We start from the raw sequence: 24,578 nt of genomic DNA on the forward strand, positions 1-24,578 counted from the left end.
AATGACGAGCTAGTTGAAACGATCCGTAAGAAGTTCGAGCGCGTGTCCACGGTTTTGGATGAGCGGGGGCGTCGTGTGTGGGCGTTGGCGGAAGCCGAGGCGCTCGGTTACGGCGGACAAAGCATCGTCGCTAAAGCCACGGGGCTATCGCGAATGACGCTGTATTCGGAAAAATGCGGTCATGCCCAGGACGACCCGGCGGGTTCTCGTAGACACGTCCACCGTAAAGGATTCTCAGGGTCTCCCCGGGTGGTCGGTTCCACCAATCTTTCCAGCGCCGAGAGCAATGTCGGCTCGTGCTCGATCAGCTTCTTGCGTCCACCCCCTGCTTTTCGGACGTGTCTACGAGAACCCGCCGGGTCGTCCTGGGCATGACCGCATTTTTCCGAATACAGCGTCATTCGCGATAGCCCCGTGGCTTTAGCGACGATGCTTTGTCCGCCGTAACCGAGCGCCTCGGCTTCCGCCAACGCCCACACACGACGCCCCCGCTCATCCAAAACCGTGGACACGCGCTCGAACTTCTTACGGATCGTTTCAACTAGCTCGTCATTACTCATGACGAGATCGTCGCCTACTCGTATAAGTTGTACAAGTTATTTCTGGACAGATACTAAGTGTTTCATACCGAATTGCTAATAATTTACTAAAGGGCGCCGGAACGTGGGCGCGAGGTAAGCTTGTAGAATCCCCCCACATTCCCGATCGAGACATTTGGTTGTTGCCGCCATGCTCCAAACGAAAGCCACCTCCCCTCTTCTGGGTGCCGCGCAAGCCGCGTTTCTTGGCGGCCCGGTGGCGATCAACTTGGCGTCACACGACGCTGCCCTGGTACCCTCCATCGCCCGGGCCTTCGGCTGCCGCGTGTCGGCCGACCGGCTGGAAGTGGTGGTGTTTCTCTCGCAACCGCGTTCCCGGCGCATCCTGGACGATCTGGCGGCGGGCGCGCCCATCGCCGCCGTCTTCAGCAGGCCCGCCACCCACGTGACCCTCCAGCTCAAGGCCGCTGGCGCGCGCATCCAGCGGCTGACGGAAGGCGACCGGGAGATCATGCTGGCCTGCGGCGCCGCGTTCATCGCCGAGATCATGGCCCTGGGCTATTCGGAAAACTTTTCCCGGGCGCTGATGGCGCCGGCCGGGGACGATGCGGTGGGCGTGGCCTTCACCCCCGAGGCGGTGTTCGAGCAGACCCCCGGACCCAAAGCGGGCATGCGTTTGGAGCCCAAGCCGTGACACCACCCACCCTGCGCTCGCTGCGGCGCTGCTTCGAGGGCGCGGTGCCCGCCACCATCGCCACCTGCGCGGCGGACGGCATGCCCAACGTGGCCAAACTCTCACACGTGCACTTCGTGGACGACGAGCATGTGGCCCTGTCCTACCAGTTCTTCAACAAGACCCGGGAAAACATCCTCCTTAACCACCTCGCCACGGTGGAGGTGGTGGACCCGGTAAGCGCCGCCCACTACTGCCTCCAGGTTGAATACCTGCGTACCGAGACCGCGGGGCCCCTGTTCGCCTACATGAAGGCCCGGCTGGCGGCCATCGCCTCCCACTCGGGCATGAGCAAGGTGTTCCGCCTGCTGGGTTCCGACATCTACCGGGTACTGGAAGTGGTGGCGGTGAGTGGCAACGTGGACGCGGACACCCCTCCGCGCGCCAACCTGCTCTCTGGCCTGCGCGCCTGCCAGGCCGTTCTCGCCGGTTGCGCCGATCTCGCCCGCCTGCTCGACACGCTGCTGGAAGGCCTGGAACGGCACTGGGACATCTGCCATTCCATGCTGCTCATGGCGGACCCGGACGGCAAACGGCTCTACACCGTGGCCAGCCGGGGCTATGCGGAGTCCGGTGTGGGCTCCGAGGTGTACATGGGCGAGGGCATCGTTGGCGTCGCCGCCGGGGAGCGCACACCCATCCGCATCGGGTATGCGGTACAGGAATACCGTTACAGCCATGCCACCCGGGAACGTTTCGCCGCCAGCGTCGATGGCTACGCCCTGGAAACCGAGATTCCCTTCCCAGGTCTGGCGGAAGCGGGTAGCCAGTTGGCCGTGCCCCTGCTGCTAGGCGGTCGCCTGTTGGGAGTGCTGTTGGTGGAAAGCGCTGAGGAACAGCGCTTCACCTTTGAGGACGAAGACGCCTTGGTGGTACTGTCAGGTCAATTGGTCATGTGCATCGACTACCTGTCCCGCAGCGCGGATCTGCCCTTGGAACCGGCCGCACCTGCCTCCAGCAGCCCACCCACTGCGGCGTCTCAGGGCGCACCTGTGCTTATCCGCCATTTTCCCGCCGACCACAGCGTGTTCGTGGACAACGACTACCTGATCAAGGGCGTGGCCGGCGCCATCATCTGGAAGTTGCTGCGGGAACACATGGTCGCAGGCCGCTCCGAGTTCACCAACCGGGAACTGCGCCTGGATACCACACTTGGTCTTCCGGATATCACCGACAACCTGGACGCCCGTCTGATCCTGCTGCAACGCCGGCTCGCCGAACGTTGTTCGTTTATCGCCATCGAGAAAACCGGGCGCGGTCGCTTCCGCCTCAACGTGAGCCGGCCGCTGCAACTGAGCGTGGCTGCGCCCCACTGACGTATTGCCGGAGTTCCTCGGCCGATCCTGCTGTTCGTTGCATCGCCCCGCTTCATGCGTCATCTCGGCTTGATACATGCGATAACCATTGTCCGTTAACTGGCCGTATCGAGAATCGAGAAAAAATGACCAACACCCCGATACATGCAATCGACGAGATCACGATCCCCCTCCCCGCAACCGGCTTGTCGCTGTTCTTCACTGCCGGGATCGCTGCGCGGGCCTGGGAATAACGGGTCTGAAATTGGAGGGTCGAGCCGGAAGCGCTGATTACCGCTTTCCGGCACGTGGCGCAAAATCGCTCGACTGCACGCGCGCATCCGACCTGGCCTGGCCAATGAGCAAGGCACAGTCGCTGTCCTTGTCGTCGCCAAAGTCGAGCAGCGGTATCAGTACTCCCACACCTGAGGTCACCGCACCCAATGCCACCGCGAGAGCGCCGCGCGCAATCACGCCGCCCATTTCAGGTCGTAGCGTCGGGCTTTTGAACGTGCCCGTGATCGCGATGGGGCCGCGCAGCGATGCCAGACTGAAGCCCTTCGACTGGGACACCAATCTGAGGTTGAGCGATTCGTCGGTGAAGTCTACGTTGCCGCTACCGCTAATGTTTGGGTGTATCGAGCACCAGATCCTGAACGCTGAAAACGCCATCAATCGCTTTGAAATTGCCCACCATGCAGCGAATCGGAACCTGCCTGTCGCCACCGAGCATGACCAGGAGCGAATTGGCCATGTCCAGGTTCGACAGCCTGAGAACCAACTCCCCGACCGACCCACCATCCATGATCAAAGCGGTTTCGCCGTTGGCCGAGGCGAGCATTTGTGCTACCGAGTTGCCGTGGCCAGCCAGTCTGGCACGCCCCCCCAGCGTGCCGGTATTGGCGTCAGCCAGCCTGAAAGTCGGGAACAACTGGTCCAGGTGCAGACCTTTCGCGGTGGTGTCTACATGTATCGCGATCGGCAGGTGGCGTCCGTCCATTTCGATGCGCGACACCAGATTTCCGCCAGCGATGCCGAAATCCAGCGGTGCGAGCTTCAGCACACCGTCGTTTACAGTGAGATGCGCATTCATCTTGTTGAGCAGCATGTTCTCGGTCAGGATCTTCTCGCCACGGAAATGCACATCCGCGTTGGCCGCGTTCAGCTTTTCCAGACTGAACGGCTCGGCCGGCAGCACCTTGTCGCTGAGTGGCGGGGTCCGGCTCGGCTGCGTACCGCGCTCAGCTCCGATGAAGCCGCCGAGGTCTCTCATCAGCAATTGTTTTGAGACCAGGTCGGCGCTGATCATTTGCGGCCGCTGACCCCGATCAACCGTGAAATTTCCCCCCAGATCGCTTTGCCCCACCGTCCCCTTGAAGCGGCGAAAAGTCCACACGTCGCCATCATGATTCAGAAATCCGGCGAACTTGTACGCTGGTGTCGGCGGAAATGGCACACCGATGATCGGAAAGAGTAACGCCAGGTCGCTACCTTCAAGCTTGAAGTTCAGTTCCTCGCCCTTGAGATGCAGAGGATCGAGCAAGCTGCCCTCAATACTGGCCCTGGTGGTTCCCAGCGTCGCATTGGCCCGGATCGGGTAGGGATTATCGGCGCTGCGCAGACTCAGCAGCCCGCCACCGCGCGCGTGCAGCGTTGTCGGCAGGCCCTTGAAGCGGCCTTTGCCCGCCACTTCCAGCCTGAGTTGTGGATCATCCTTGCCGTCTTCCAGCGTTCTGATGTCAAGCGCCATCTCGGTATGGTGGTTGCGATCCCGATAGATCACGCTGCCGTGATCGATGGTCAGCAAGCCGATGGTCGGAACATCGACGGACTTGTTCTTGTCCTGCGCGTCGAAGACCCAGTTGGGCACGCCATCCTGATTCACCTCAAGCAGCACGTGCGGCTCGGACAACGCGACTTCGGGAAATTCCAGCCTGCCGCTCAGAAGCTTGAAGAGGTCGATCGTGAACTCCAGGCGCTTGATCTCGGCCATCGCGGGGTCGGGGCTCCACGCGGCATTTCCGAAGACCACGTTGTTGGCAACGATGCGCGGCCGCCACGAAAGATGCACGCTCAGATCGCCGTTGACGGCGACGCTTCTGCCAGTGCCGCTACTGATCCGGCGCGCAATCGGCTCACGCAAGCCGTTCCAGTCGACAAGCAGGACGATCAGCACCAGCAGTGCGAGAAAAACGCCAGCCGTCCATTTGAGCGAACGCGTCAGGGTCATGGCGGTGCAGGAGGAAAGGTGGGTGATGTTTCCAGGAGGAGCCTGCTCAAAGGCCGGCCCGGCGCGACCAGTGCGCGCCAGATGCAGCCAGCAAAAAATTACCCAGGATGGCCTGCCGTCCGCCCGTTACGCGGCCTGCCGGTTCCTCGCCGCGCAACGGCTCAGGCCATCTGCCAGCGATCCCTTGCCGCCAGGTTGGTCGAGGCAGCTGGCCCCGAGGAGACGGCCGCAGCGGGCGAGATGCTCGGGAACGACGCGCGCAAGTGCCCGACTGCCGACTGCCAGTATTCAGGCGACTCAATCACCGCACATTCGGCGGTCGCGTCGCGCAGCGCTTTTCTCCACAGGCGATGGGCGGCATGGTCGGGAGTTCCGGTCTTGCCGGCCAACCAGGCCAGTATCTGGGGGTACATTGGTTTCATTGCATGCTCCTTCGTTAGGCATCGTGAAGCGCCTTGCCATCGCTATCTCGATCGAGCTCGCGAATCGTGTGCTTCAACAGTCAATATGGACAATACGCTCGTGAGCCGAAACCGTCGGTACGCCAGCGCACAGCGCCATCTCGTTGTCGCCGAAAGCGTCAGTACATGCCTGCTTGCCGTCAGTTGGCTGCCGGTGACGGAAAAATTCCCGGAACGTCGAGGACGTCCCGGGCCAAGCGGTGCGGGCGTTCATGAACCAAGGAGGGAGGAAATGAACACCTTCATGGAATTTACGTCATCTCGCCACGACCCTCCGTACGCTGCCGTACACAAGCTGCGCTGCTCTTTCCTGTTGGCGCCGGCCGCGCACGACGAACTTTCGACCGCCATGCATGACGGCAACGCCTACAGCAAACGCTGCCAGAGACTGGCTCCCCACTCCTTGAAGCGGAGCATCGGCGATCTCCGTTCCCAGGTGGCCTGGTCGATGGCGACCGACGCGTCGAGGTCCTTGGCGAACATGGCCTGCATTTGCTGGCCAAACTCACGCCCCAGCACCACCACGTTGATCTCGTCGTTGTCGAGAAAGCTTCGCCAATCGAGGTTGCTCGAGCCGACGCACGACCATAGGCCGTCGATGAGCGCGGTCTTCGAATGGAGAAGCGCCCCCTGTCGCTCGTAGATCCTGACACCCGCCTTCAGCAAGGCGAGATAGTGCGAGCGTCCGGCGTGAAACACGACTTCGGAGTCGAAGTGGCTCGGCAAGATCAGCTTCACATCACTGTGCCTTTGCCGACAGGGGGTTGATCGGATTGAACTCGAGCACCGCGATGCCCCCGTCCGTCAGCCGCTCGAAGAAGACCTTCGGAGTGTTCAAGGCACCAACGCTGTCATACCGGCATGCCGCCGAGAGAGCCCGCGCCGTCGAGGATCAGCGGGCGGGAGCCGGAGCGGCCGGGACGACCACCACCGTACCCCCGCCCGTCTTGCCGCGGTCACCCGTGGCCCCCGTATCACCCGTGCTGCCGGTCGATCCTGTCGATCCGGTGGCGCCAGTCGATCCGGTGGCGCCAGTCGATCCGGTCGATCCCGTGGCACCCGGCGGGCCTGCTGGCCCGGGAACGGCTACCACGGCTGCCGGTGTCACGACCGTCGCTCTCTCGCACGCGCTGACACCGAGGGCGAGTACTACCGCAGAAAATACTATCGAATAGTTCATGAGAATTCCTCTTGATTGATTGATTGATTGATTGTTGGATGACGACGACTGCCCAGATGCAGGCGTTCGCCACGACCCCGGAGCCTGTGTGGCGCGAATCGCCGCGTACACCCCCGCCGGCTCGCCGGTGAATCTTCGGCCGGTCGTTCCGGGCCGGAACGGACGCGCTATTTCTTGTCGCCCTTGGCTGCGTCCTGGATACTGTTACCGACTTTTTCCACTTGCTGCCCGACCTTCTCTGCGGCCTTGTCAACCTCTTTGCCGGCCTTCTCTGCGGGACCTTCCTGCTTTTGACAGCCGGCAAGTCCGACAAGCAAGGCGCCGACGAGTAGTGCGGCTCTGCTGGTCTTTCCAGATTTCCCCATGGCAACTCTCTCCTGATGGTCCCTTGGCCGGCGACGAAAGCAAACCTGTCGGTCACTCTCGCAGGCGGATCAGGGTGCGACGGCAGCGCGACGACCGGAAACATCAGGCACGGCGCCCGTCAATAATTTCTAGTGCTTGACTTCGTGGCCGATGACGCCGCCAACGGCTGCACCACCAACGGTACCGACTGCGCTGCCGCCCGTCAGGACGGCACCGCCGACAGCTCCAACACCGGCCCCGACAGCGGTGTTCCTGTCCTGTGCCGACATCCCTGAACACCCTCCCAGACCGAGCAGCACGGCTGCGGCAACTGCGGTGAAGGCAAATCTCTGCTTCGTTCTCATGGCATTACCTCATTGTCAAACATTGTGTTTTCGGTGCATCGTGTCTGCTCGAGTGCCGGATGCTACTTGCCCGCGTGCGCCTTCGCCTGGACCAGGCAATCGTCCTTGGCCGCGCCGGCCTTGGCGTCGCACTTCTCCTTGGCCACCGCGTACTGCGCGTCGACCTTGTCCGCCGTGGCGTCCTTGCGGGCCTCGGTCGTCTTGGCGCTGGCCGTGCTGCGTGCATCGGCAGTCTTGACGTTGGCTGTGACGTTCGCATCCGTCGTCTTCATCTGCGCCTTGGCGTCGGCTTTCGCGGTCGTCTGCGCCGCCTTGGCTTCCTTCACGCAAACATCCTTGGCGTTGCCGGCCAGGTCGTCGCATTTTTCATTGGCCACGCCATAGTCGGCCTCCGCTTTGGCGACGCGCGCCTCATAGCGGGTTTTCGGCGTCGGTTTGTAGCTGGCTTCGAGTTCGGCCGATGCGACCTTCTGAGCGCCCTTGGCCTCGGCGACGCAGATATCCTTGGCGTTCGCGGACAACGAGGCACACGCCAGCTTGGCCGCCTTGTAGTCGGCCGAGATCTTGTCCTTGCCGGCGGTGTAATCGGTCTTCGTCATGCCTTCGGCCATGGCACCGGCACTGAAACCGAGACTGATCGCCAGTGCGATCGCGTTGATGTTGAGTCTGTTCATTTTCTTTCCTTCGTTTGATGAGCTTCGGAATGATGCCGCGGCAAACCACGCCGCGGTTTTCTTCGTCGCCAGGAGCGCGTTGCGCGCAGGCTCTGTGCATTGCCTGCGACGAACAAGGGACGCCACATGTTGGTTCGGAAGGCTCAGCGTAGAGGCAACTGCCGGCACCGTCTGTCCGCTGCCGCACACAAGCGGCTGCCCAGGCACATCTGTGCGCTGCAGTACAGACCGCCGCAGGTGCAAGCGCGGCGCACCAGTTGCGCGGCCCGACCCTCGTCGGCTCGCTGCTGCGAACGACGCGCAGGCGGCGCTGGCTATCAGCGCCGGTGATCATCGGCTTGTCGCGATTGACGATCACCGGCAGTTCGGGCTTGTTGAGCTTGAGTCGAGTTCGGCCGCCGGCGTTGCCCCATCAAGCGCCAGCAGCAGCGAACCCTTGCTGACCGCAGCCCCGTCCTGGAAGTGGATCGAGGCGGTTCGACCGGGTGCCTCCGGACGCAGAACGATCGACTCGTTCGAGCGCAGCGGACCGACTGCGGTGGCATCGAGGGTCAGTTCGGCTGCGCGTACGCGTGCCGATTCGACGCGCAGCGGCTGCCCTCCTCCCGGCGGACCGGCAGGCGCAAGCGGCGCCCGATCGGCCGGCAGCCGTTCCCGCTGGCGGCGCCATCAGCGCAGCAGGCGGCTTTCTGCGAAAAATTTGGCAAACCATGGTGCTTTCCAGGTTTAATACTGACCGGCGCAGTGATACAGTGAAACGGTCAGTGATCGTAGATTGATTCGATTGTTTGACCGCCAGCCCGGATTTTATGCCTCGCGGTCACTTGTACAGGACTTGGACAATGAGGATTCCATCTGAATTATTACCGCCCATCGGCAATCTCGGCAAGGAGGTCGACAGGAAGTCCGAGCCAGTGGAGCCAGTGGAGTCTGCGGCCAGACTCGCCGACGAGCTGGCGGCCTCGCCGCAAGGACAGCCACCACCGAGTAAAAAGGGTGGACGCCCAGAGTCCCCGAAGGCGGTCGGCCCTGACGATGAGAGCAAGCCCGAACCGGTAGAGCGCAGACACGCCGACCGTCGTTCGAAGGACCAGCCAATCCTGCTCGACACGCGCACGAACCGGGGCCGGCGGCGCGCGCCGGGCGAAGCTCATATCAACATCAAGGTTTGAGCGCTATTTCATCCGAGTGCGGAAACTCTGGTAGGCGCGGGAAGCCGTGGAAATAAGATCAAGAAAAAAAGGCACGATATCGCCCGACCTGTCGCTCCGTGGGATACGAGAGTGCAAAACAAGTCAAGAAAACTAACACACCCAATAGAGTCACGGAATATGCACTGTGTTTCTGTAAATGCATGTTCGCGGCAATGAAGTACAAGAGCGGAGCATGAAATAGATAAAGGCTGAACGTGGAACCCGCGAGATATCGAATGGACGACGAAATCCAGACCGGGGGGGTGTAGTCCCTCCATTGCAGGCTTTACCGTCACAATTGCGGTCGCGAACAAGATCCCCAACAGTATGTCTGCTGGTAGCTTGGGAAGGTCACCCAGGAACAATGTATGGCCACCCAGTGTCCAGTATCGACTATGGCTGCCGCCAAAGATCGCGTCGTTCAACGACTGAAGGACCGAATGGCCAAAGGTCGTCATGTAGAGAGCGATGCCCAAGCCAGAAATTGCGAACAACACGCAGGCGCTGCTCCTGTGTAAATGCGTTTTCTGGTCGAGTCGATAGGCTACCACTCCCAACAACCAGACTGGCATCGTGAAAATGATTCGTGGTCCCGCAGCGAGGCAGGCCAAGAGAATGACAATTTGTCGAGAATAACCGCTTAGCAAGGTGTAGGCGCCAAACACCACGTAGTACCAAAACTCAAAGGCCAGTGACCAAAACGGCCCATTCGATAGCGGCGCGGTTGTCAAATTCCAGCTTTCCTGGAGATTTGCCAGATTAATCAGGATGCGCAAGACAACATGGTCTGCAACGATTTCACGATACAGATCCGGAGCTGCTTGCCGGCCGAAGTGATCCAGTAGCGGCGTAATGAAAAGCGCAGGAAGAATTACTGAATACAAGCGGCCGAGTCGGGCTGAGACGTAGATCTTTAGATCTCGCTCCCGAGAATCCAAAACATAGGCGATCACGAAGCCTGAAATGACAAAGAAAGCGATTACTGCTTCTCGGCCCCAAGGGACAGGAGAAAAAGACGAGTTGAATGTTTGACCAGTAAGGTGATGTAGAAGCACCGTCATGGCAGCGGTGAAACGTAATGTATCCAGAAACAGCGACGTGGTTTGATGCATAATGTGGCGACCTCTTAGACTGGGGAAGGACAGGAAACTGAACGCCAGGTCCAGGAGTATCACCGGCGACCGCAGCCACAGTCAATCGAGAATCGGGCGGCATTCGCCATCACCCACCTTGTCGAGAAAGCATGCGACTGTTCGACGACTTTTCCCCCGCGGCGCTGATTGCCGGTTTTGTCGCTGTGCTGGTCGGCTTCACCAGTTCGGCGGTGATCGTTTTCCAGGCTGCCCAGACGCTGCAGGCGACGGCCGCCGAGATCGCTTCCTGGATGTGTGCCCTGGGCCTGGGAATGGGCCTGACCAGCATCACCCTCTCGCTACGCTACCGGGTGCCGGTGCTGACCGCCTGGTCGACGCCCGGCGCGGCAATGCTGATCACCAGTGCAGCAGGCATCTCGATGCCTGAGGCGATCGGCGCCTTTCTGGTTTCGGCGACGCTGATCACCCTCTCGGGTTTCAGCGGTTATTTCGAAAGGATGCTCGACCGCATCCCGATCTCGATTGCCTCCGGCATGCTGGGCGGCGTCCTGCTGCGCTTCGGTCTCGATGCCTTCATCGCCATGCAGAACCAGTTCGCGCTGGTCTTGCCGATGTTCTGTGCGTATCTGCTCTGCCGCCGGCTGCTCCCCCGCTACGCCATCGTCGTCACCCTCTTGCTCGGCATCGGCATCGCTGCCGCGCAGGGGCTGCTGCAGGTCCAGGCACTGCACCTCGAACTGGCCACACCAGTGTTCACCACCCCGCAATTCTCATGGCGGGCGCTGATCGGTGTCGCGCTGCCCTTGTACGTGGTCACCATGGCCTCGCAGAATGTTCCGGGAGTCGCCGTCATCCGCGCTTCCGGCTACCAGTTGCCGATTTCACCGCTGATCGGCTGGACCGGCGCGGCCAATCTGCTGCTTGCCCCGTTCGGCGGTTTTGCATTGAACCTGGCAGCAATCACCGCGGCCATCTGCATGGGCCGTGAAGCGCACCCGGATGCCGACAAGCGCTACGTCGCCGCCATCGCCGCCGGGGTTTTCTACCTGCTGATCGGACTCTTCGGAGCCACGGTCGGTGCGCTTTTCCTGGCCTTTCCGAAGGAGTTGGTTCTGGCGATCGCCGGTTTCGCGCTGCTCGGCACGATCGGCAGCGCGCTCGCCAGCGCACTCGCCCAGGAAGCCGAACGCGAGCCGGCCTTGCTGACCTTCCTGGTTACTGCCTCGGGCGTCGTGCTGGCCGGCATCGGTTCCGCCTTCTGGGGGCTGCTGACCGGTCTCGCAGCGCTGTTGGTCCTGCAGGCAAGTCCGGCACGACGGCAGCGGCTGTACGCACAGCAGCCGAAGGAGCCGCCGGCAGGCAGCAAACTCGACCAATAGGAGTTAATGTAAAAGTCGCGTACGCGACTCACGAATCTCCCCTCCCCCCCTCGCGGGGGGAGGGGTCGGGGGGAGAGGGAAACGGTCATGACTTTCATGATCGGGGGTGCCTGGAAAAGTAATGACCGTTAGCTCTCGAGGGCTTCCCAGCGATCGAGCAGGGCCAGGAGTTGCTCATCGATTTCGCGCAAGCGCGCCGACAGCTCTCGTGCTGCCTGCAGCGGTGCCTGATACAGAGCGGGGTCGGCCAGTCGTTCGCCGATCCGCTTCTGCTCGGCCTCAAGGGCGGCGATGCGTTGCGGTAGTTCGGCGAGTTCCTTGGCCTCCTTCCACGACAGTTTGCTGGCGCTGGCCTTCGGCTGGCTCGGCCTGGCGATCTCGGCCGGTCGCAGATCGCCGCGTTTGCTGATGCTCTCCATCGTGGATGATTCTTCCCGGCGGCGAGCGGCCTGATAATCGGCCCAGTCCTGATAACCGCCGGCGTACTCGCGCCAGATGCCGTTGCCCTCGGCAGCGATGGTCTGGGTCACGACGTTGTCGATGAAGGCACGATCGTGGCTGACCAGAAACAAGGTGCCCGTGTAGTCCTGGAGCAGTTCTTCGAGCAGTTCGAGAGTCTCGATGTCGAGGTCGTTGGTCGGCTCGTCGAGCACCAGCACGTTCGCCGGCCGCGCGAACAGACGCGCCAGCAGCAGCCGGTTGCGCTCGCCACCGGACAGCGAACTGACCTGCGAGCGTGCGCGCTGCGGCGCAAACAGGAAGTCACCGAGATAGCTGATCACGTGTTTGCGCTGATTGGCGATCTCCACGAAATCCGACCCCGGCGAGATCACGTCGATCAGTGTCGCCTGTTCATCGAGCTGACTGCGGAACTGGTCGAAATAAGCCACCTGCACTTTCGTCCCGAGCTCCACCTTGCCGGTATCGGGGAGCAACTCACCGAGAATCAGGCGCAGCAGCGTCGTCTTGCCGGCGCCATTCGGGCCGATGATGCCGATCTTGTCACCGCGCTGCACGCGACAGGAGAAATCGCGTACCACCACCTGCTCGCCAAAACACTTGCCGGCGTGCTCGAGCGCCGCCACCAGTTTGCCGCTGCGGTCACCGGCATCGAGCACCAACTCGACCTTGCCCTGGCGCTCGCGCCTTGCCAGACGTTCGCGGCGCAGTCGCTCGAGGCGTAGCACCCGCCTTCGTTGCGGGTGCGACGGGCCTTGATGCCCTGCCTGATCCACACTTCCTCCTGCGCGAGAAACTTGTCCGCGCGTGCATTGTTCAGCGCCTCGTCGTGCAGCATCGCCTCCTTGCGTGTCTGATACTCGCTGAAACTGCCCGGGCAGGAAAGCAGGCGGCCACGGTCGAGTTCGACGATGCGGGTTGCAACCCGTTCGAGAAAACGACGGTCATGGGTGATGAACACCAGCGTGACGCCCGAGGAAACCAGCATCTCCTCGAGCCATTCGATGGCGCCGACATCGAGATGGTTGGTCGGCTCGTCCAGCAGCAACAGCTCAGGGGAAACGGCCAATGCCTGCGCCAGCGCCAGGCGTTTTTTCTGACCGCCGGAAAGCGTTCCGACCAGGGCGTCGGCGTCGAGCGAGAAGCGCTGGATGACGCGCTCGGCCTGCGCCTCGAATGACCACGCGTGCCGCGCCTCCAGTTCCGTCTGCAGCGCCTGCATACGTTCCAGCAGCTGTTCATGGTCTGCCGCAGGCTCGCCCAGGGCGTGCGAGACCGCATGGTACTCGGCAAGCAGCGCGGATAACTCGCCCATGCCGGCAACGACGGCGGCAAAGACCGTCAAATCGGCGTCGAAGGGCGGCTCCTGCGGAACATAGCCGATCCGCAGGCCCGGTTGCAGCCACACCTTGCCGTCGTCGAGCGCCCCACAACCAGCGAGTGCGCTCAACAGCGAGGACTTGCCGGTACCGTTACGGCCAATCAGCGCAACCCGTTCGCCAGCGTCGAGCTGGAAATCCGCATGCTCAAGGAGTGGCACGTGGCCAAAGGCAAGGGAGGCGTCGGAGAGAATCAGGTACGGCATGAGCGCGCTTCCTTGTCCTGGGGGATGGTCTGAGCAAATGCTGCGGCAAGTTGGCGTAATTCGGGGTCAGCGGCTACAATACGCCCCCGACTCCTCGTAGCACAATGGATAGTGCACACGCCTCCTAAGCGTGGGATACAGGTCCGATTCCTGTCGAGGGGACGCGAGAGGCATTCAAGGCTGTCCAGCATGGTCGATCAAACCCGGTAAAAACGAGCGCGGATTGTACCTAGTACCTGGCAGAAAATGCCATTTTACCTTTCGCCGTGGGGTCAGGCTGTTCGGGTTTGTGGATATGCGCGATCTGCGGCCAGCCACCCGCCCCGCTTCCTCACACCCGAACGATACGCACGCTGTCGGTGCTGCCGGCACGCGGTCCGGCCGAGCCGAATACCAGTGCCACGAGATCGCCGTCGCGCACGATGCCAGCAGCGCGCGCAGCGGCAATCGAGAGTCGCAGTTGCTCGCCACGGTCGGCATTTTCGGCGATCAGCAGCGGCTGCACACCCCACACCAGCGAGAGGCCACCAAGTACTGGCGTGCTGTGTGAAATGCCGGCAATCGGGACCGTCGGCCGGAATGCCGCAACGCGATGGGCGGTATCCCCGCTGCGCGTTGGGCAGAGGATCGCGGCCACGCTGAGGTCTTCCGCTGCTTGCACCGCAGCGTGCGCCACCGCCCAAGCGACGCGGTCGGAGTCGGCACCGACACTGGCGGCGGGATCGACGCGCTGGCGCGGCCAGCCCTCGGCCGACTCGGCCACTTCACTCATCATGCGCACGGCTTCGTTCGGAAACAGGCCGACGGCGGTTTCTTCCGAGAGCATCAAGGCGTCGGTGCCATCGAGCACCGCGTTGGCCACGTCGTTCACTTCGGCACGCGTCGGTAACGGTGAGCGGGTCATCGACTCGAGCATCTGGGTGGCGGTGATCACCGGTTTGCCCGCCAGGTTGCAGAGACGGATGATTTCCTTCTGGAGCAAGGGCACTCGCCGCGCCGGCATCTGGATGCCGAGGTCGCCACGCGCGACCATCACCGCGTCGGCAGCGTTGATGATGCCAGCGAGGTTGTCAACCGCCATCGCCGTTTCGATCTTGGGCACCAGCGCCGGCCGCAGGCCACGCTTGGGGAACATGCTGCGCACCCGTTCGACGTCTTCGGCCCGGCGCACGAACGAGAGTCCGACAAAGTCGACCTTGGCGGCAATCGCCATCTCGAGTGAGCGTGCATCGCGCTCTGTAAACGGCTCGACGTGGCCCTCGGCACGCGGCAGGTGCATGCCCTTGCGTGAGCGCAGCATGCCACCGCGAACGACTTCGGTGCGCACGTCGTTGCCGATCGATTTGAGCACGCGCAGGACGATCTCACCGTCGGCGAGGTAGATGTCATCACCGTGACGCGCCCAATGCGCCAGGTCGGGCAGGGTCGTGGCGACATGCCGGGCATCCCCCTTGCCGTCGTCGCTGCCACTGAGCATGAATTCCTGACCGGCCACGAGTTCTACCGCATCGCCGAGCACCACACCGCTACGAATTTTCGGGCCAGGCAGGTCGACCAGCACCCCGACGCTGCGCCCGAGGATCTGCGCCAGCTCACGCACCTGACGAGCGTTCTTGCTGTGCGTTTGCATGTCGGCATGCGCAGCGTTGAGTCGCACCACGTCGACGCCGGCTTCCAGCAGTTGCCGCATGGCCTCCGGCGAGGCGGTGGCCGGGCCGACAGTAGCCACAATCTTGGTTCGACGCATCAGGGACTCCTCAATCCTTTGCAAAAAACGCGATTCTTCCGCATGCCAAGGCATGAGATCTTGATCCAGCGCAAGTATTGCCGCGATGCCCGGAGAAGCACCCAGGCCGATCTACAACGGGATTCAGGGGAGAGAGGCTGTTTCGCCTTTTGGACCTTGAGGACCCGGAGATCCCGCTGCTCCCTTGGGGCCAGCCGGTCCCTGGGCGCCTTTGGCACCTGGCGCTCCCTGCGGTCCTGGATCGCCCTTGGGGCCCGCTGGACCCGGATCGCCCTTGGGTCCGGCTGGCCCCGGCTTGCCCTGCGGCCCCGCTTCTCCTCGTGGCCCCGCTTCTCCTCGCGGCCCCGCTTCTCCTCGCGGCCCCGCTTCTCCTCGCGGCCCGACAGGCCCTTCCTTCAGGCTGAGTTGTGCGAACTGCTCCTCCAATGCAGCGACGCGATCCTGCAACAACTGCAATGGATCAACGGCTGGCGTCAGCGACTTCTTTGTGTCCGCCTTGGCAGACTTTTTCTTTTTTGACAATGTGGGTCTCCTCTCGTAATCCGTGTGCGCGGAGTCACGCGACAAATTTACACTCCGGGCGTAGTAATACGCGCAAAGAATAAGCCAGTCAATGGACCTATGAGTTTGCACAGTGTCGTGAGCCGCTGCCGCAAATTCACATTAACGCAATTTTTGCTCCACCCATGCGGTCAGTTCTGCGCTCAAGGTTCCGGCAGCCTTGGCCATGTGCAGGGCATCACGCGCCTCGCTGGAACGTCCATCGGCCTCCCATGCCAGACCCAGACCCAGCCACCAGCGCCCATCGCCGGGCGCCACCCGGGTTGCTGCCTGATAATGTTCGGCCGCTTCCTTGTTCCGCCCGAGTCGTTGCAGGAGGTGCGCCGTGAATCCTTGATAATCCGCGTTGTTTCCCGCCGCTGGCAAGGAATGATCCAGCGTTTTCCACGCACCGGAGAGATCCCCGCGATCGAGTTGCAGGCGGGCCAGAGTCATCGCCCAGCCGATCTGCTCCGGCTGCCCCAGCAACCCTTCCTGCAATACCTGCACCGCTTCATCCAGCCGTCTGGCTTCCAGCAAGAGCCTGACCAGTACCTGCCGAGAGGCTACATGAGAACCGTCCTGCCGCAAGGCGTTACGCAAGCCTTCCAGAGCTTCGGCAACCGCTCCCTGGTTGAGTGAGGCAATGGCCTTGCGGTACTCGGTCTCGGGACGATCCGCTGACGAACCAAGGGCATCGCTCCTCTCGATGAGCGGCATCCTGGCCGATCGGTTCTCCCCCTGCGGCGGTGGTGCAGTCAGGGGCTGCTCGATTGCGGCAAGCTTGCTGCGGTCACCGGCGAATCGGTTCTCCACTACCGAAGAAGCAGTGGCAGGCTTCACTTCACTTTGCGGCTGCGGTAGTGATCCCACGGAGTCAGCGGACATCCGTGGGCCACCATCCATCGCCGCCAATCCTGCGGGAAGCGCTGCTTCGGCTGGCAGGCTTTTCAGAGGCTCGGCCGCGAGTTGCGCAAGGGGTGGCGGAGAAGCGGCCGTCAACACGGCCGGAGCGAGTGCAAGTGGTGGCACACCGGACAGGGCAGAGTGCGCGGTCTCCTGCCGTATCTCCCAGTAAAGGAAGGCAGAGCCGCCGGCCAGAAATGTCAGCACCAGCATCCCCAGGACCATCGGCAGACGTGAAGCCTGCGGCTTCGGCAGAGGACGCACTGCATTCGGCAAGGGGTTACCAACACCCTGGGCCGCCCTGCGCGCATCAAGATCCTGCAGCATCTGGTTGAGCAGACTCATTGACATCCCATCGACATGATTATCCCCAAAACCACCCGACGCGGCGAGTGCCCTCGGTATCCCTGCGTGCCAGCCTGATGTGACGCACCTTGACCAGTTGCCGACCTTCGCCAAAAACCGACAGCAATGACTTGTGCGCCAGGATGTTGATCAAGCGTGGCGTTCCGCCACTGGCCCGATACAGTGCCCGCACTGCTGCCGAGGTGAACAGGCCATCGCCCCGGTAACCGGCGACTCGCAAGCGGTGCGCAACATAGTCCCCGATCTCGCTGTTCTTCAGACCACCCAAACGGTAGTGAAAAGCAATGCGCTGGAGCAGTTGTCGCACTTCCGGACGGCGCAGCTTTTCATCGAGTTCCGGTTGACCGAAGAGAGCGATCTGCAACAGCTTGCATTTTTCGGTCTCCAGGTTGGACAGCAGGCGCAGGGCTTCCAGCGTTTCGACCGGCATCGCCTGTGCTTCGTCGATGCAGACGACAACGCGTTTTTTTCGTTTGCGCATGCGCAAGCAGCAGATGGTTGATCCGCCGCATCAGATGATACGGATCCAGGCCAGTGGCGTCATCGATGCCCAACTCCTCGGCCAGCGCCAGGAACAGGGTATCTGGCGCCAGATTGGGATTGGGCAGATAGGCACTCACCCAGCCATCGTCCAGCGTCTGCAACAGCCGACGACAGAGCAAGGTCTTGCCGGTACCGACTTCGCCAGTGATCTTGACGAAACCCTCCCCGGCATTCAGCGCCAGCAGCAGGGTATTGAGCCCTTCCTGATGATACTGGACGGAATAGGCAAAGCTGGTGTCCGGAGTGATCCCGAAGGGCAGCTCGGTGAAGCCGAAATGATTCAGATACAAAGCCGGCTCCGCAGCGACGACACCATTACCGACCCACTTGCGGCCGGGCAAGGCGCGGATCAAGTTGCTGGATTCGACCCTGAGTTTCGATCAGATCATCTTTCCAGCTCGAGTCGTTGCGGATGATGGTTGGCTTGATGAGGATGACCAGTTCGCGCTTCCTGAGATGGCTGTCACGCGTTCCAAACAACAATCCCCAGGTCGAAGAGGCCGTCGTACCGGGAAAGCCGTTGGCATCCGAGGCCTGCTCCTGCTTCATCAGACCACCGATGGCAACGATATTGCCGTCCTGCACCCGCACCACACTATCGGTTTCATTGACTGCGCTGTTGGCCAGCGGCAGCGTAAATACGCCCAAGGTGCCGAGGTCGATCACTTTCTGCTTCTCCTTCACCAGGCTGATCGACGGGTGGACATGCAGGACGATATTGTTTTCGTCATCAATCTGCGGCGTCACATCCAGGGCAATGCCCGAGAAGAAAGGCTGCAGGGTAATATTCGGCGTGGTGACATTACTGTTTCCGGTCGAGGTGACCGTAGAACTCACGTTGGTGACAAAGAACTCGTCGATGCCGACCTTGAGCACCGCTTTCTGGTTGTTGATGCTGGCAATTCGCGGGCTCGACAACACCTGAACATTGCCCTGGGTTTCCAGGAAATTCAGTAGTGCCGCGAAGTTGGCGCTCTGAAAGGCCAGTCCGAAAAAGCCATTTCCCAGCCTGGTCGCGGCAGCAATCCCGCCGGCCCCGGGCACCACACCCACCCCATTGCCGAGTATCGCACCCGCTCCGCTCTGCGCCACATTCGACGCATCGAATCCGGCTCTGTTGGTCGTGTTCAGAACCGTTCCCGGCTGAACCGCACCATAGGCAAAACGGTTGCTGCTGCCACCAAAGTGGTTCCAGTTGACACCGGCCTGGAACTCTTCATTCAACTCCACCTCGATGATCTTGGCTTCCAGCATCACCTGCCGCTCAACGATCAGCTGGGTAATACGCAAGAAGTTCTCGACCGATCGCAGATCCGCGGGAAAGGCCTTGACCAGAACCACTCCGGAACCCGGACTGACAATCACCGCACGTCCGTCCTGAGAACCGACGATGCTGGTCAGCGCATGGGTCAGATCATGCCAGAAATCGCTGGTCTGTGTCGTCGAGATGTGGCTGCTCGGGGGCGTCGAGCCCGATCCCGTCCCGGTTGTGCCTGCAGGCATGGCGGGGACAGGACTGGCGCTGGCCGGATAGGCGGTACCCGTATTCGGCGGCTGATTGGCGACCGCCGAGTTCGAAATCACCCGCAAGTCGGACTGCCCCTGACGTTTCCCGGCCAGATAGTTGATCCGGAAGATACGCGTCTGGATGGTGTTGGGCTGAATATAGATGCGTGTTCCCTGGAACTTGAACTCGTAACCATACAGCTCCCGCAGCGTCTCCAGCGCTTCACGCACCGTAACGTTTTTCAGACGTACGGTCACGTTGCCGGTCACTTCTGGCGACACCAGCATGCTGTAAGGCGTGTTGCTCACCAGCGCCATGAATACCTGACTGGCTGGCGCATTGCTGAGGGCCAGATCAAAACGCGGCTCAACGCTTTTCGCCGAATCGGGAAGTTCCAGCTGCAAAGGCGGCAGCATGGCCTGACTCAGCGCATCGTCCACACCCTTCGAGCGAGCGCCGACAGCGTTCTGCATTTCCTGGCCGATTCGGTCGAAGGTGCTGGTTACAGGCGCTTTCTGATGGCTGGCGCAACCGGCAAGAAGCAGGGCGATTGGCATGGCCAGCAGAATCAATCCGGACTTCACGGTCTGTTCCCACTCTGCGCCTTGGCAGCAGGCGTGGTGACTCTGGTCTTTTCGATGCCCGGTGTCAGGAACAAGCGTTCGATCCCTGCAGGCCCCTCGAGAACGGCTTCCCACTCGGTCAGCTTGATCAGGCGACGCTCGCCGTACTTCTGGCCCAGCCTGATCTGCTGCCCCCCGATCAAGGCGATCGGTTTGCCCTGCTCCGGAATCATCACCGACTGCAGTACCTGGCTGTTCATTACCTCTGCATCCGGCGTGTCTGCAGACAGGGCCGGCGGAGGACGTGTTGGATCCGACAGCGCCTGCGCCCGCACAGGAAGCACCACCAGCAGCGAGGTCAGCAGGACAATGAGGCGATTCATACGATGAGCCATGCCCGATCCAGACTCAATGTGAATACGGTCAGCGTCAGCACCAACCGGGGGTGCCGGTCGGCAGAAAGAGTAAGCTTGCTCCACAGCAGTTTCCGCTTGGTCTGCTCCAGCCGCTCAAGATACGCCGCCAATTCCAGATAACTGCCCTCCAGTCTGATTTCAACGCCATGCTTGAAGAGACCCGCATGGATCGGCTTGCCTGCCGACTTTGCCGCTTCGCTTTCCTCGGCGCCGACCTTCTTGTCCAGCAATGGGGCAACCGGCAGTGTTTTCAGGCTGAGCAGATGCAAGCCGGTCCTGCGCCCGATCATGTCTTCCAGCAATCCGGACATGTGCTGCGCCGGCACCAGCGAACTTTCCATGGTTTCGAGGCGACCGGCAATTTTTCCCAATTGTCTTTTGAGATCGTCGACTTCGGCACGGACGATCTCGTCCGGGTTCTGTGCAGGCGATTGCAATGCCGCCATCTGCGCCTGCAGGCTGGACAATTGCGCACGCTGTTCGGTGATATTGCGATCAGCCAGTTGCGAACGCTGCAGCGCTGGCTCGATGAGCAGGCTGTAAGCAATCAGAACCATTCCACCAAGCACGGCTACTGCAATCAGCCAACGCTCGCGCAATTGCAGCGCATCATAGCGGGCAGCCAGTTTCAACCATTGTTCCTTCATGGATTCACCGTTTCGTACCTGCTTCAACATTCCCAGCATTCCCAACGTTTTCCGAGCGAAGAATGAACTCGACATAACGCGGCAATTTTGGAACGGATCGGGATGGTACTTCCGCAGCCGGGTTTTTTTCAGCCACACCGATCACACCCGCTTGCTCCGGCACCTGCTCCTCGGGATCAACGCCCCGCATTTCCAGCGCGGCAAAGCGGCGCCCCTGAAATACTGGCTCGCTACGCAAACGCTGTACATAAGCCGGCAACTTCTCGGGATCAAGCAGGCGTCCCTGAATCTCGATTTCCCCGCTTCCCGTCACCCGAAATCCCGTGAGCCATAAATCGGTCTGCGATTGCCGTGCGAATCCGGTCATGAAACCGGAAAATCCCTCGGTATTGCCCAGCATGCCTGAATCCAGCACCTCGATGACCTCCTCGGAAGCCGCCAGCATGGTTTTCGTTCTTTCCCGTTCGGCAATCAGTCCCGGCGAGACCTGTCGCTGCGCAAACAGTCTGGTCAGCGCCGTCAGTTTCTCCTGTTCCTCGGCCAGATGCTTTTGTAACGCCGAGGCTGTTTCTGACTTGCGGCTGGCCTCCGCGCGTACCCATAGCGAAAGCGTCGTCATCAGCATCAGCAAGACCAGAGTGCAAATCCCGAGATTGCGCGCTGTGGCCAGTTCGTGACGGGGTCGCAAGCGCGCTTCGTAGAGGTTGATTTGCTGACTCACGTCGATCCCTCTGCGGTGCGCAACGCTGCACCAATTGCCAGAAAATTCTTTGCCTGGTACTGGAGGTTCTTCAGTTCCGGCACTGCCGGGAAATCCAGCACCGACGAGAGATCCATCTCCTTGACCGGTGCATAGATGTTATCTCCCAGTTCGGTGACAAGATTCTCGACCTGCGGATAACTCGCCAGAATCACCTTGGAAATGGGAATCTGACTGTACTGCCGATCAAAATTGTCGAGGCTGCGCTGTAATTCAAGTACCAGGCGCTCCTGCACGCGCGCCCGTTGATCTGCATCACTCCCGTTCAACTGCACTGAATTCATTTCGCCACGCCGCACGGCAAGCAATTCCCCATGAAAAGTCAGCGTCAGCATCATGCCGGTTTCGTCGATGCGGAGAAACGCCAGCCCCCGGTTCTCGTCTTCCAGCAAGGCCGCCACATTACGTTGCGCCAACTCGGGAATATCCAGCGCATCCAGCGCTATCCTGGCTTCCTCAAACACCGCGACACGTGCACGCACTGCCTGCTCGGCGGCGGAGACCGCCAGAACGCTCGCCGCCCGCCCTTGCGGCAAGCCCGCTCTCGGAATATCGAGCACCTCGATGCAGGCGGTATCGACCGGATAACTCACCATTTCCTTGAGCACCCAGCGCAAGGCCTCCTTGCGTTCCTCTGCGGGTACGGGCGGTGCGTCGAGCTGCGAGACGGTGTATTCGCCTTCACCCATCAAGGTCGTACAAACATAGGATTTCAGTTGCCGCGCCACACGCAGATGCTGCAAAGCTTCGCGTACGCCGCCATGGTCAAGAGCGAAACTGTCGAGCAGCCTGACTTCCGGACGGCCATTCGGGTCGCGCAGCACATGCGCAAGCGTCACCCAGCCGCCTTGCGGAATGATGGCCAGCCAGCCTGGCTTGCGTCGTGTGAAGAGAAACGGAAGAATCCTCTTGCCCTGCATATGAGTTCGTTGAAATATACCGACTAAGCCGCTCAATGACAATGAATTTTCGATGAAGCAAACTCCCGATCAATCCCCATTGAATGAAAAGTCACTCGATGAAGGCCTGAATCTGTCTTTCGGTATACGCGGCATTGCCCACAGCACCACCCGCCGAGGCGGTGGATGTCACCCAGAATATCGTCCGGTTGCTTACGCCTTCCGTGTAAGTATTCGAGGTACAAGTCACCAATACCGTGAAGCCGTCGGTAAACGCCGGTTGACCTGACGGGCACGCGTTGCTGCTGATGATCGCTCCTGCCGCCCATTGCACTCCACCTTTGGCCGCCCAGTACGCGCGTGAACCCTGAACATCCTGTGCGGAAGTGAACTGCTGAGTGTTCGAAAAAGTAAGCATGAAAGCACCCAGCGCCGCCAGTACCACGAGCAGAAAAATCGCCGAGACGATGGCGAAACCGCCCTGCGCGAACCGTGCTGAACGGGTTCGCTGTCTGTTCATGGCGTATTGTCCACATGCGCCTGGTGATACAGATGGATGGTTTCACCTGATGCCACATCAGTGATCCCCAAAGACATCGAGACAATACCGAAGCGGCTCAGTCCGGTACTGACGCCCGGCGGATCATAGCTGAGACTGCCAAGGTGCCAAGATTGGTCGCCAATACTGCAGCAGTAGCCCCAGCCACCATCGCCGCACAGTTCGCCGCTGGTGTCCATGCCGCACTCAGAACACGCGTATGCCGGGTCAGTGATCCCCCATCACATCGGAAAGAGACTACGTGCGAACCGGCAGGGATCACCTGGAATCGGCCTCCCGGCGATTCGCTCGGCAATTGCTTGCGGCCGAAGGGCGCTGCCGCTCCAACAGTGACAAAGCTGATCGCGGTGGTGTTCGGGGTTCCGCCAGGCTCGGCCACCCCCGCCACCTGAATGGCGTTGATGCCGGTATACGCATTGCCGCTGGAACTGCCATCGTTGAACACCACCACGACATCGCCCGCAGCAATCCGGCTGTCGGCGGGCAAGGTGCTGTTCAGCCAGAGCATCTCGAATCGGTCGTCCACCGTAGTGAAATCAAGCGGATCGCCATTCCCGGTCGTACCGTCGACCACGGCGCGATAACGCGCGCCGATCTTGGTCGGAATGAATTCAATGCACAATCCGGACCCGTCTGTTGAGGTTCGCACGCTATTCGGCAAGGCCAGCCGGAGATCACGGGCCATTCGTCGTACCGCCGTATCAGCAATATCGGTCAGACCGGCACGGCGCTCGGCATCCAGGTAGCCATCGACCGGAGTCCGGATGAACACCGCCACCATACCGGCAATAATGCCCGTGATGACGATCACCACAATCGCCTCGATCAGCGTGAAGCCACGGTTTCTGGTGAGCAGGCAATACATGCTCAGAAACCTGCGGCGCGATAGCCGAAAAGCGTGATTTCCTGCCCACCGCCCGTCACCGTAACCGCGACCCTTTGCATGGCAATACCGCTGACGTTCACGGCGGTCACGGCCACGGTTGCCGAAAGACTCGCGAGAGCAGGGATCGACGTCGAACCGAGCGTATGCACACCACTGATGACGGCTGTTGCAGGCACACCGTCAAAGCAGCTGTAATCTGCCACACCGACATACAGGGCGCGGTTCGAGCAGGTGTTCATATCCGTTTCCGGCAGAGTCGCCGTCGCATTCCTGGATAGCACTTCTTCGAGAATCGCTTCGGCCATGGCCACGGCTTGCTTGCGCAGCATGGGATCGGCACTCGCTCGAGTAGTCGAATTCATCACCGTGAGAATGCCGAAGATCCCGACGTTGATGATGATGATGAACAGGATCAGCTCGATCAGCGTCAAACCACGTTGACTGGAGGGGTGTGAATGAAAGTGTTGGGAGGGTCCGATGTGCTCCCCTCCCCCCTGGCGGGGGAGGGGTGATCACCCATGCCAACGCCTCTCCATAGAACAAAGGAACGCCCACGAAATAACTTCCCGGTTTTATGCTGTTGAATTTGGCAGGATGGTGTAATTCCATGGGGGCAGTAGTGCATCGGCGACGATGCGCAGGGATGCCTTGAGATCAAGCGCCGCTTTCCGTCCGGTTTCGTAGACGCGATCGATAATATCGACGGT

23 protein-coding genes, 1 tRNA gene and 3 pseudogenes are annotated in these 24,578 nt (G+C 61.1%); 5 read left to right on the plus strand and 22 right to left on the minus strand.

Annotated elements, in window-relative coordinates; all coding sequences use genetic code 11:
- Positions 1 to 212 precede the first annotated feature (212 nt).
- Positions 213 to 560, minus strand: a pseudogene (locus E4Q08_RS26320) (ISAzo13 family transposase); the annotation flags it as partial.
- Positions 561 to 729: 169 nt separating this feature from the next.
- Here E4Q08_RS26320 and E4Q08_RS01515 point away from each other — a divergent pair.
- The gene (locus E4Q08_RS01515) at positions 730 to 1,233 is read left to right on the plus strand and encodes a hypothetical protein (protein ID WP_169069093.1); all 504 of its coding nucleotides are present in this window, start codon (positions 730 to 732) and stop codon (positions 1,231 to 1,233) included.
- Positions 1,230 to 2,588 (plus strand): GAF domain-containing protein, encoded by a 1,359-nt coding sequence (locus tag E4Q08_RS01520; protein ID WP_308240028.1) that lies wholly within the window; start codon positions 1,230 to 1,232, stop codon positions 2,586 to 2,588. Before E4Q08_RS01515 ends, E4Q08_RS01520 begins: the two co-directional genes overlap by 4 nt.
- Positions 2,589 to 2,858: 270 nt before the next feature.
- Here E4Q08_RS01520 and E4Q08_RS01525 read toward each other — a convergent pair whose 3' ends face one another.
- The 8 genes from E4Q08_RS01525 to E4Q08_RS01560 all read right to left on the minus strand — a co-directional run bounded on the left by E4Q08_RS01525 (position 2,859) and on the right by E4Q08_RS01560 (position 7,822).
- On the minus strand, positions 2,859 to 3,239 hold the full coding sequence (locus E4Q08_RS01525; protein WP_169069094.1) for a hypothetical protein: 381 nt from the start codon (positions 3,237 to 3,239) through the stop codon (positions 2,859 to 2,861).
- Complete coding sequence (locus tag E4Q08_RS01530; protein ID WP_169069095.1) at positions 3,190 to 4,797, minus strand: AsmA family protein; 1,608 nt, start codon at positions 4,795 to 4,797, stop codon at positions 3,190 to 3,192. The genes E4Q08_RS01525 and E4Q08_RS01530 overlap by 50 nt, the downstream gene beginning before the upstream one ends.
- Before the next feature lie 161 nt (positions 4,798 to 4,958).
- On the minus strand, positions 4,959 to 5,219 hold the full coding sequence (locus E4Q08_RS01535; RefSeq protein WP_169069096.1) for a hypothetical protein: 261 nt from the start codon (positions 5,217 to 5,219) through the stop codon (positions 4,959 to 4,961).
- 405 nt (positions 5,220 to 5,624) lie between these two features.
- Complete coding sequence (locus tag E4Q08_RS01540; protein ID WP_308240029.1) at positions 5,625 to 5,996, minus strand: phospholipase D-like domain-containing protein; 372 nt, start codon at positions 5,994 to 5,996, stop codon at positions 5,625 to 5,627.
- A gap of 154 nt (positions 5,997 to 6,150) precedes the next feature.
- Positions 6,151 to 6,438, minus strand: a complete 288-nt coding sequence (locus tag E4Q08_RS01545) for a hypothetical protein (RefSeq protein ID WP_034916902.1) — start codon at positions 6,436 to 6,438, stop codon at positions 6,151 to 6,153.
- A 167-nt stretch (positions 6,439 to 6,605) separates the two neighbouring features.
- Positions 6,606 to 6,803 (minus strand): hypothetical protein, encoded by a 198-nt coding sequence (locus E4Q08_RS01550; RefSeq protein WP_034916900.1) that lies wholly within the window; start codon positions 6,801 to 6,803, stop codon positions 6,606 to 6,608.
- Between the two features lie 129 nt (positions 6,804 to 6,932).
- Complete coding sequence (locus E4Q08_RS01555; RefSeq protein WP_034916897.1) at positions 6,933 to 7,148, minus strand: YMGG-like glycine zipper-containing protein; 216 nt, start codon at positions 7,146 to 7,148, stop codon at positions 6,933 to 6,935.
- Positions 7,149 to 7,210: 62 nt separating this feature from the next.
- A complete protein-coding gene (locus E4Q08_RS01560) occupies positions 7,211 to 7,822 on the minus strand; it encodes a hypothetical protein (RefSeq protein ID WP_169069097.1) in 612 nt (203 codons plus the stop codon).
- 842 nt (positions 7,823 to 8,664) lie between these two features.
- Here E4Q08_RS01560 and E4Q08_RS01565 point away from each other — a divergent pair.
- The gene (locus E4Q08_RS01565; protein WP_169069098.1) at positions 8,665 to 8,994 is read left to right on the plus strand and encodes a hypothetical protein; all 330 of its coding nucleotides are present in this window, start codon (positions 8,665 to 8,667) and stop codon (positions 8,992 to 8,994) included.
- Between the two features lie 8 nt (positions 8,995 to 9,002).
- Here the strand turns inward: E4Q08_RS01565 and E4Q08_RS01570 are convergent, their stop codons facing one another.
- Positions 9,003 to 10,127, minus strand: a complete 1,125-nt coding sequence (locus E4Q08_RS01570; RefSeq protein WP_169069099.1) for an acyltransferase family protein — start codon at positions 10,125 to 10,127, stop codon at positions 9,003 to 9,005.
- Between the two features lie 131 nt (positions 10,128 to 10,258).
- On the opposite strand from E4Q08_RS01570, the gene E4Q08_RS01575 reads away from it, so the two are divergent.
- Positions 10,259 to 11,488, plus strand: a complete 1,230-nt coding sequence (locus E4Q08_RS01575) for a benzoate/H(+) symporter BenE family transporter (protein WP_169069100.1) — start codon at positions 10,259 to 10,261, stop codon at positions 11,486 to 11,488.
- Positions 11,489 to 11,616: 128 nt separating this feature from the next.
- Here E4Q08_RS01575 and E4Q08_RS01580 read toward each other — a convergent pair.
- Positions 11,617 to 13,532 (minus strand): annotated as a pseudogene (locus E4Q08_RS01580) (ATP-binding cassette domain-containing protein).
- 90 nt (positions 13,533 to 13,622) lie between these two features.
- Here E4Q08_RS01580 and E4Q08_RS01585 point away from each other — a divergent pair.
- Positions 13,623 to 13,694: transfer RNA gene (locus E4Q08_RS01585), tRNA-Arg, on the plus strand.
- A 169-nt stretch (positions 13,695 to 13,863) separates the two neighbouring features.
- Here E4Q08_RS01585 and pyk read toward each other — a convergent pair.
- From pyk to E4Q08_RS01640, 11 genes and pseudogenes are all read right to left on the minus strand, one after another.
- Positions 13,864 to 15,279: a pyruvate kinase gene (gene pyk / locus E4Q08_RS01590; RefSeq protein WP_169069101.1), complete on the minus strand. Its 1,416-nt coding sequence runs from the start codon at positions 15,277 to 15,279 to the stop codon at positions 13,864 to 13,866.
- Positions 15,280 to 15,942: 663 nt separating this feature from the next.
- The gene (locus E4Q08_RS01600; protein ID WP_169069103.1) at positions 15,943 to 17,070 is read right to left on the minus strand and encodes a tetratricopeptide repeat protein; all 1,128 of its coding nucleotides are present in this window, start codon (positions 17,068 to 17,070) and stop codon (positions 15,943 to 15,945) included.
- Positions 17,071 to 17,089: 19 nt separating this feature from the next.
- Positions 17,090 to 17,572, minus strand: coding sequence for an ExeA family protein (locus E4Q08_RS24280; protein WP_248594628.1), 483 nt, complete (start codon positions 17,570 to 17,572; stop codon positions 17,090 to 17,092).
- Positions 17,573 to 17,624: 52 nt separating this feature from the next.
- A pseudogene (locus E4Q08_RS25565) lies at positions 17,625 to 17,987 on the minus strand (ExeA family protein); the annotation flags it as partial.
- The gene (locus tag E4Q08_RS01610) at positions 17,950 to 19,725 is read right to left on the minus strand and encodes a secretin GspD/PilQ domain-containing protein (protein WP_308240030.1); all 1,776 of its coding nucleotides are present in this window, start codon (positions 19,723 to 19,725) and stop codon (positions 17,950 to 17,952) included. The pseudogene E4Q08_RS25565 and the gene E4Q08_RS01610, both read right to left, overlap by 38 nt.
- Positions 19,722 to 20,087, minus strand: a complete 366-nt coding sequence (locus E4Q08_RS01615; protein ID WP_169069104.1) for an MSHA biogenesis protein MshK — start codon at positions 20,085 to 20,087, stop codon at positions 19,722 to 19,724. The genes E4Q08_RS01610 and E4Q08_RS01615 overlap by 4 nt, the downstream gene beginning before the upstream one ends.
- Before the next feature lie 684 nt (positions 20,088 to 20,771).
- Complete coding sequence (locus tag E4Q08_RS24290) at positions 20,772 to 21,392, minus strand: PilN domain-containing protein (protein WP_505438005.1); 621 nt, start codon at positions 21,390 to 21,392, stop codon at positions 20,772 to 20,774.
- A 92-nt stretch (positions 21,393 to 21,484) separates the two neighbouring features.
- Entirely contained in the window at positions 21,485 to 22,447 is a 963-nt protein-coding gene (locus E4Q08_RS01625; protein ID WP_034909605.1) for a type IV pilus biogenesis protein PilM, read from the minus strand.
- A gap of 91 nt (positions 22,448 to 22,538) precedes the next feature.
- Positions 22,539 to 22,946: a hypothetical protein gene (locus tag E4Q08_RS01630; protein WP_169069106.1), complete on the minus strand. Its 408-nt coding sequence runs from the start codon at positions 22,944 to 22,946 to the stop codon at positions 22,539 to 22,541.
- A gap of 97 nt (positions 22,947 to 23,043) precedes the next feature.
- Positions 23,044 to 23,850: a prepilin-type N-terminal cleavage/methylation domain-containing protein gene (locus E4Q08_RS01635; protein ID WP_169069107.1), complete on the minus strand. Its 807-nt coding sequence runs from the start codon at positions 23,848 to 23,850 to the stop codon at positions 23,044 to 23,046.
- Positions 23,851 to 23,852: 2 nt separating this feature from the next.
- Entirely contained in the window at positions 23,853 to 24,302 is a 450-nt protein-coding gene (locus tag E4Q08_RS01640) for a pilus assembly protein MshD (protein ID WP_169069108.1), read from the minus strand.
- Between the last annotated feature and the right edge of the window lie 276 nt (positions 24,303 to 24,578).

The sequence above is a fragment of the Candidatus Accumulibacter contiguus genome (assembly GCF_012940005.1).
GTDB classification, from domain to species: domain Bacteria; phylum Pseudomonadota; class Gammaproteobacteria; order Burkholderiales; family Rhodocyclaceae; genus Accumulibacter; species Accumulibacter contiguus.

What these genes read in the sequence shown, in the direction of transcription:
- E4Q08_RS01515 (WP_169069093.1), top strand. Translation starts at nt 730, where the DNA reads ATGCTCCAAACGAAAGCCACCTCCCCTCTTCTGGGTGCCGCGCAAGCC.
- E4Q08_RS01525 (WP_169069094.1), bottom strand. Translation starts at nt 3,239, where the DNA reads ATGGCGTTTTCAGCGTTCAGGATCTGGTGCTCGATACACCCAAACATT.
- E4Q08_RS01530 (WP_169069095.1), bottom strand. Translation starts at nt 4,797, where the DNA reads ATGACCCTGACGCGTTCGCTCAAATGGACGGCTGGCGTTTTTCTCGCA.
- E4Q08_RS01535 (WP_169069096.1), bottom strand. Translation starts at nt 5,219, where the DNA reads ATGAAACCAATGTACCCCCAGATACTGGCCTGGTTGGCCGGCAAGACC.
- E4Q08_RS01545 (WP_034916902.1), bottom strand. Translation starts at nt 6,438, where the DNA reads ATGAACTATTCGATAGTATTTTCTGCGGTAGTACTCGCCCTCGGTGTC.
- E4Q08_RS01550 (WP_034916900.1), bottom strand. Translation starts at nt 6,803, where the DNA reads ATGGGGAAATCTGGAAAGACCAGCAGAGCCGCACTACTCGTCGGCGCC.
- E4Q08_RS01555 (WP_034916897.1), bottom strand. Translation starts at nt 7,148, where the DNA reads ATGAGAACGAAGCAGAGATTTGCCTTCACCGCAGTTGCCGCAGCCGTG.
- E4Q08_RS01560 (WP_169069097.1), bottom strand. Translation starts at nt 7,822, where the DNA reads ATGAACAGACTCAACATCAACGCGATCGCACTGGCGATCAGTCTCGGT.
- E4Q08_RS01565 (WP_169069098.1), top strand. Translation starts at nt 8,665, where the DNA reads ATGAGGATTCCATCTGAATTATTACCGCCCATCGGCAATCTCGGCAAG.
- E4Q08_RS01570 (WP_169069099.1), bottom strand. Translation starts at nt 10,127, where the DNA reads ATGCATCAAACCACGTCGCTGTTTCTGGATACATTACGTTTCACCGCT.
- E4Q08_RS01575 (WP_169069100.1), top strand. Translation starts at nt 10,259, where the DNA reads ATGCGACTGTTCGACGACTTTTCCCCCGCGGCGCTGATTGCCGGTTTT.
- pyk (WP_169069101.1), bottom strand. Translation starts at nt 15,279, where the DNA reads ATGCGTCGAACCAAGATTGTGGCTACTGTCGGCCCGGCCACCGCCTCG.
- E4Q08_RS01600 (WP_169069103.1), bottom strand. Translation starts at nt 17,070, where the DNA reads ATGAGTCTGCTCAACCAGATGCTGCAGGATCTTGATGCGCGCAGGGCG.
- E4Q08_RS24280 (WP_248594628.1), bottom strand. Translation starts at nt 17,572, where the DNA reads ATGCGCAAACGAAAAAAACGCGTTGTCGTCTGCATCGACGAAGCACAG.
- E4Q08_RS01615 (WP_169069104.1), bottom strand. Translation starts at nt 20,087, where the DNA reads ATGAATCGCCTCATTGTCCTGCTGACCTCGCTGCTGGTGGTGCTTCCT.
- E4Q08_RS24290 (WP_505438005.1), bottom strand. Translation starts at nt 21,392, where the DNA reads ATGCTGATGACGACGCTTTCGCTATGGGTACGCGCGGAGGCCAGCCGC.
- E4Q08_RS01625 (WP_034909605.1), bottom strand. Translation starts at nt 22,447, where the DNA reads ATGCAGGGCAAGAGGATTCTTCCGTTTCTCTTCACACGACGCAAGCCA.
- E4Q08_RS01630 (WP_169069106.1), bottom strand. Translation starts at nt 22,946, where the DNA reads ATGAACAGACAGCGAACCCGTTCAGCACGGTTCGCGCAGGGCGGTTTC.
- E4Q08_RS01635 (WP_169069107.1), bottom strand. Translation starts at nt 23,850, where the DNA reads ATGTATTGCCTGCTCACCAGAAACCGTGGCTTCACGCTGATCGAGGCG.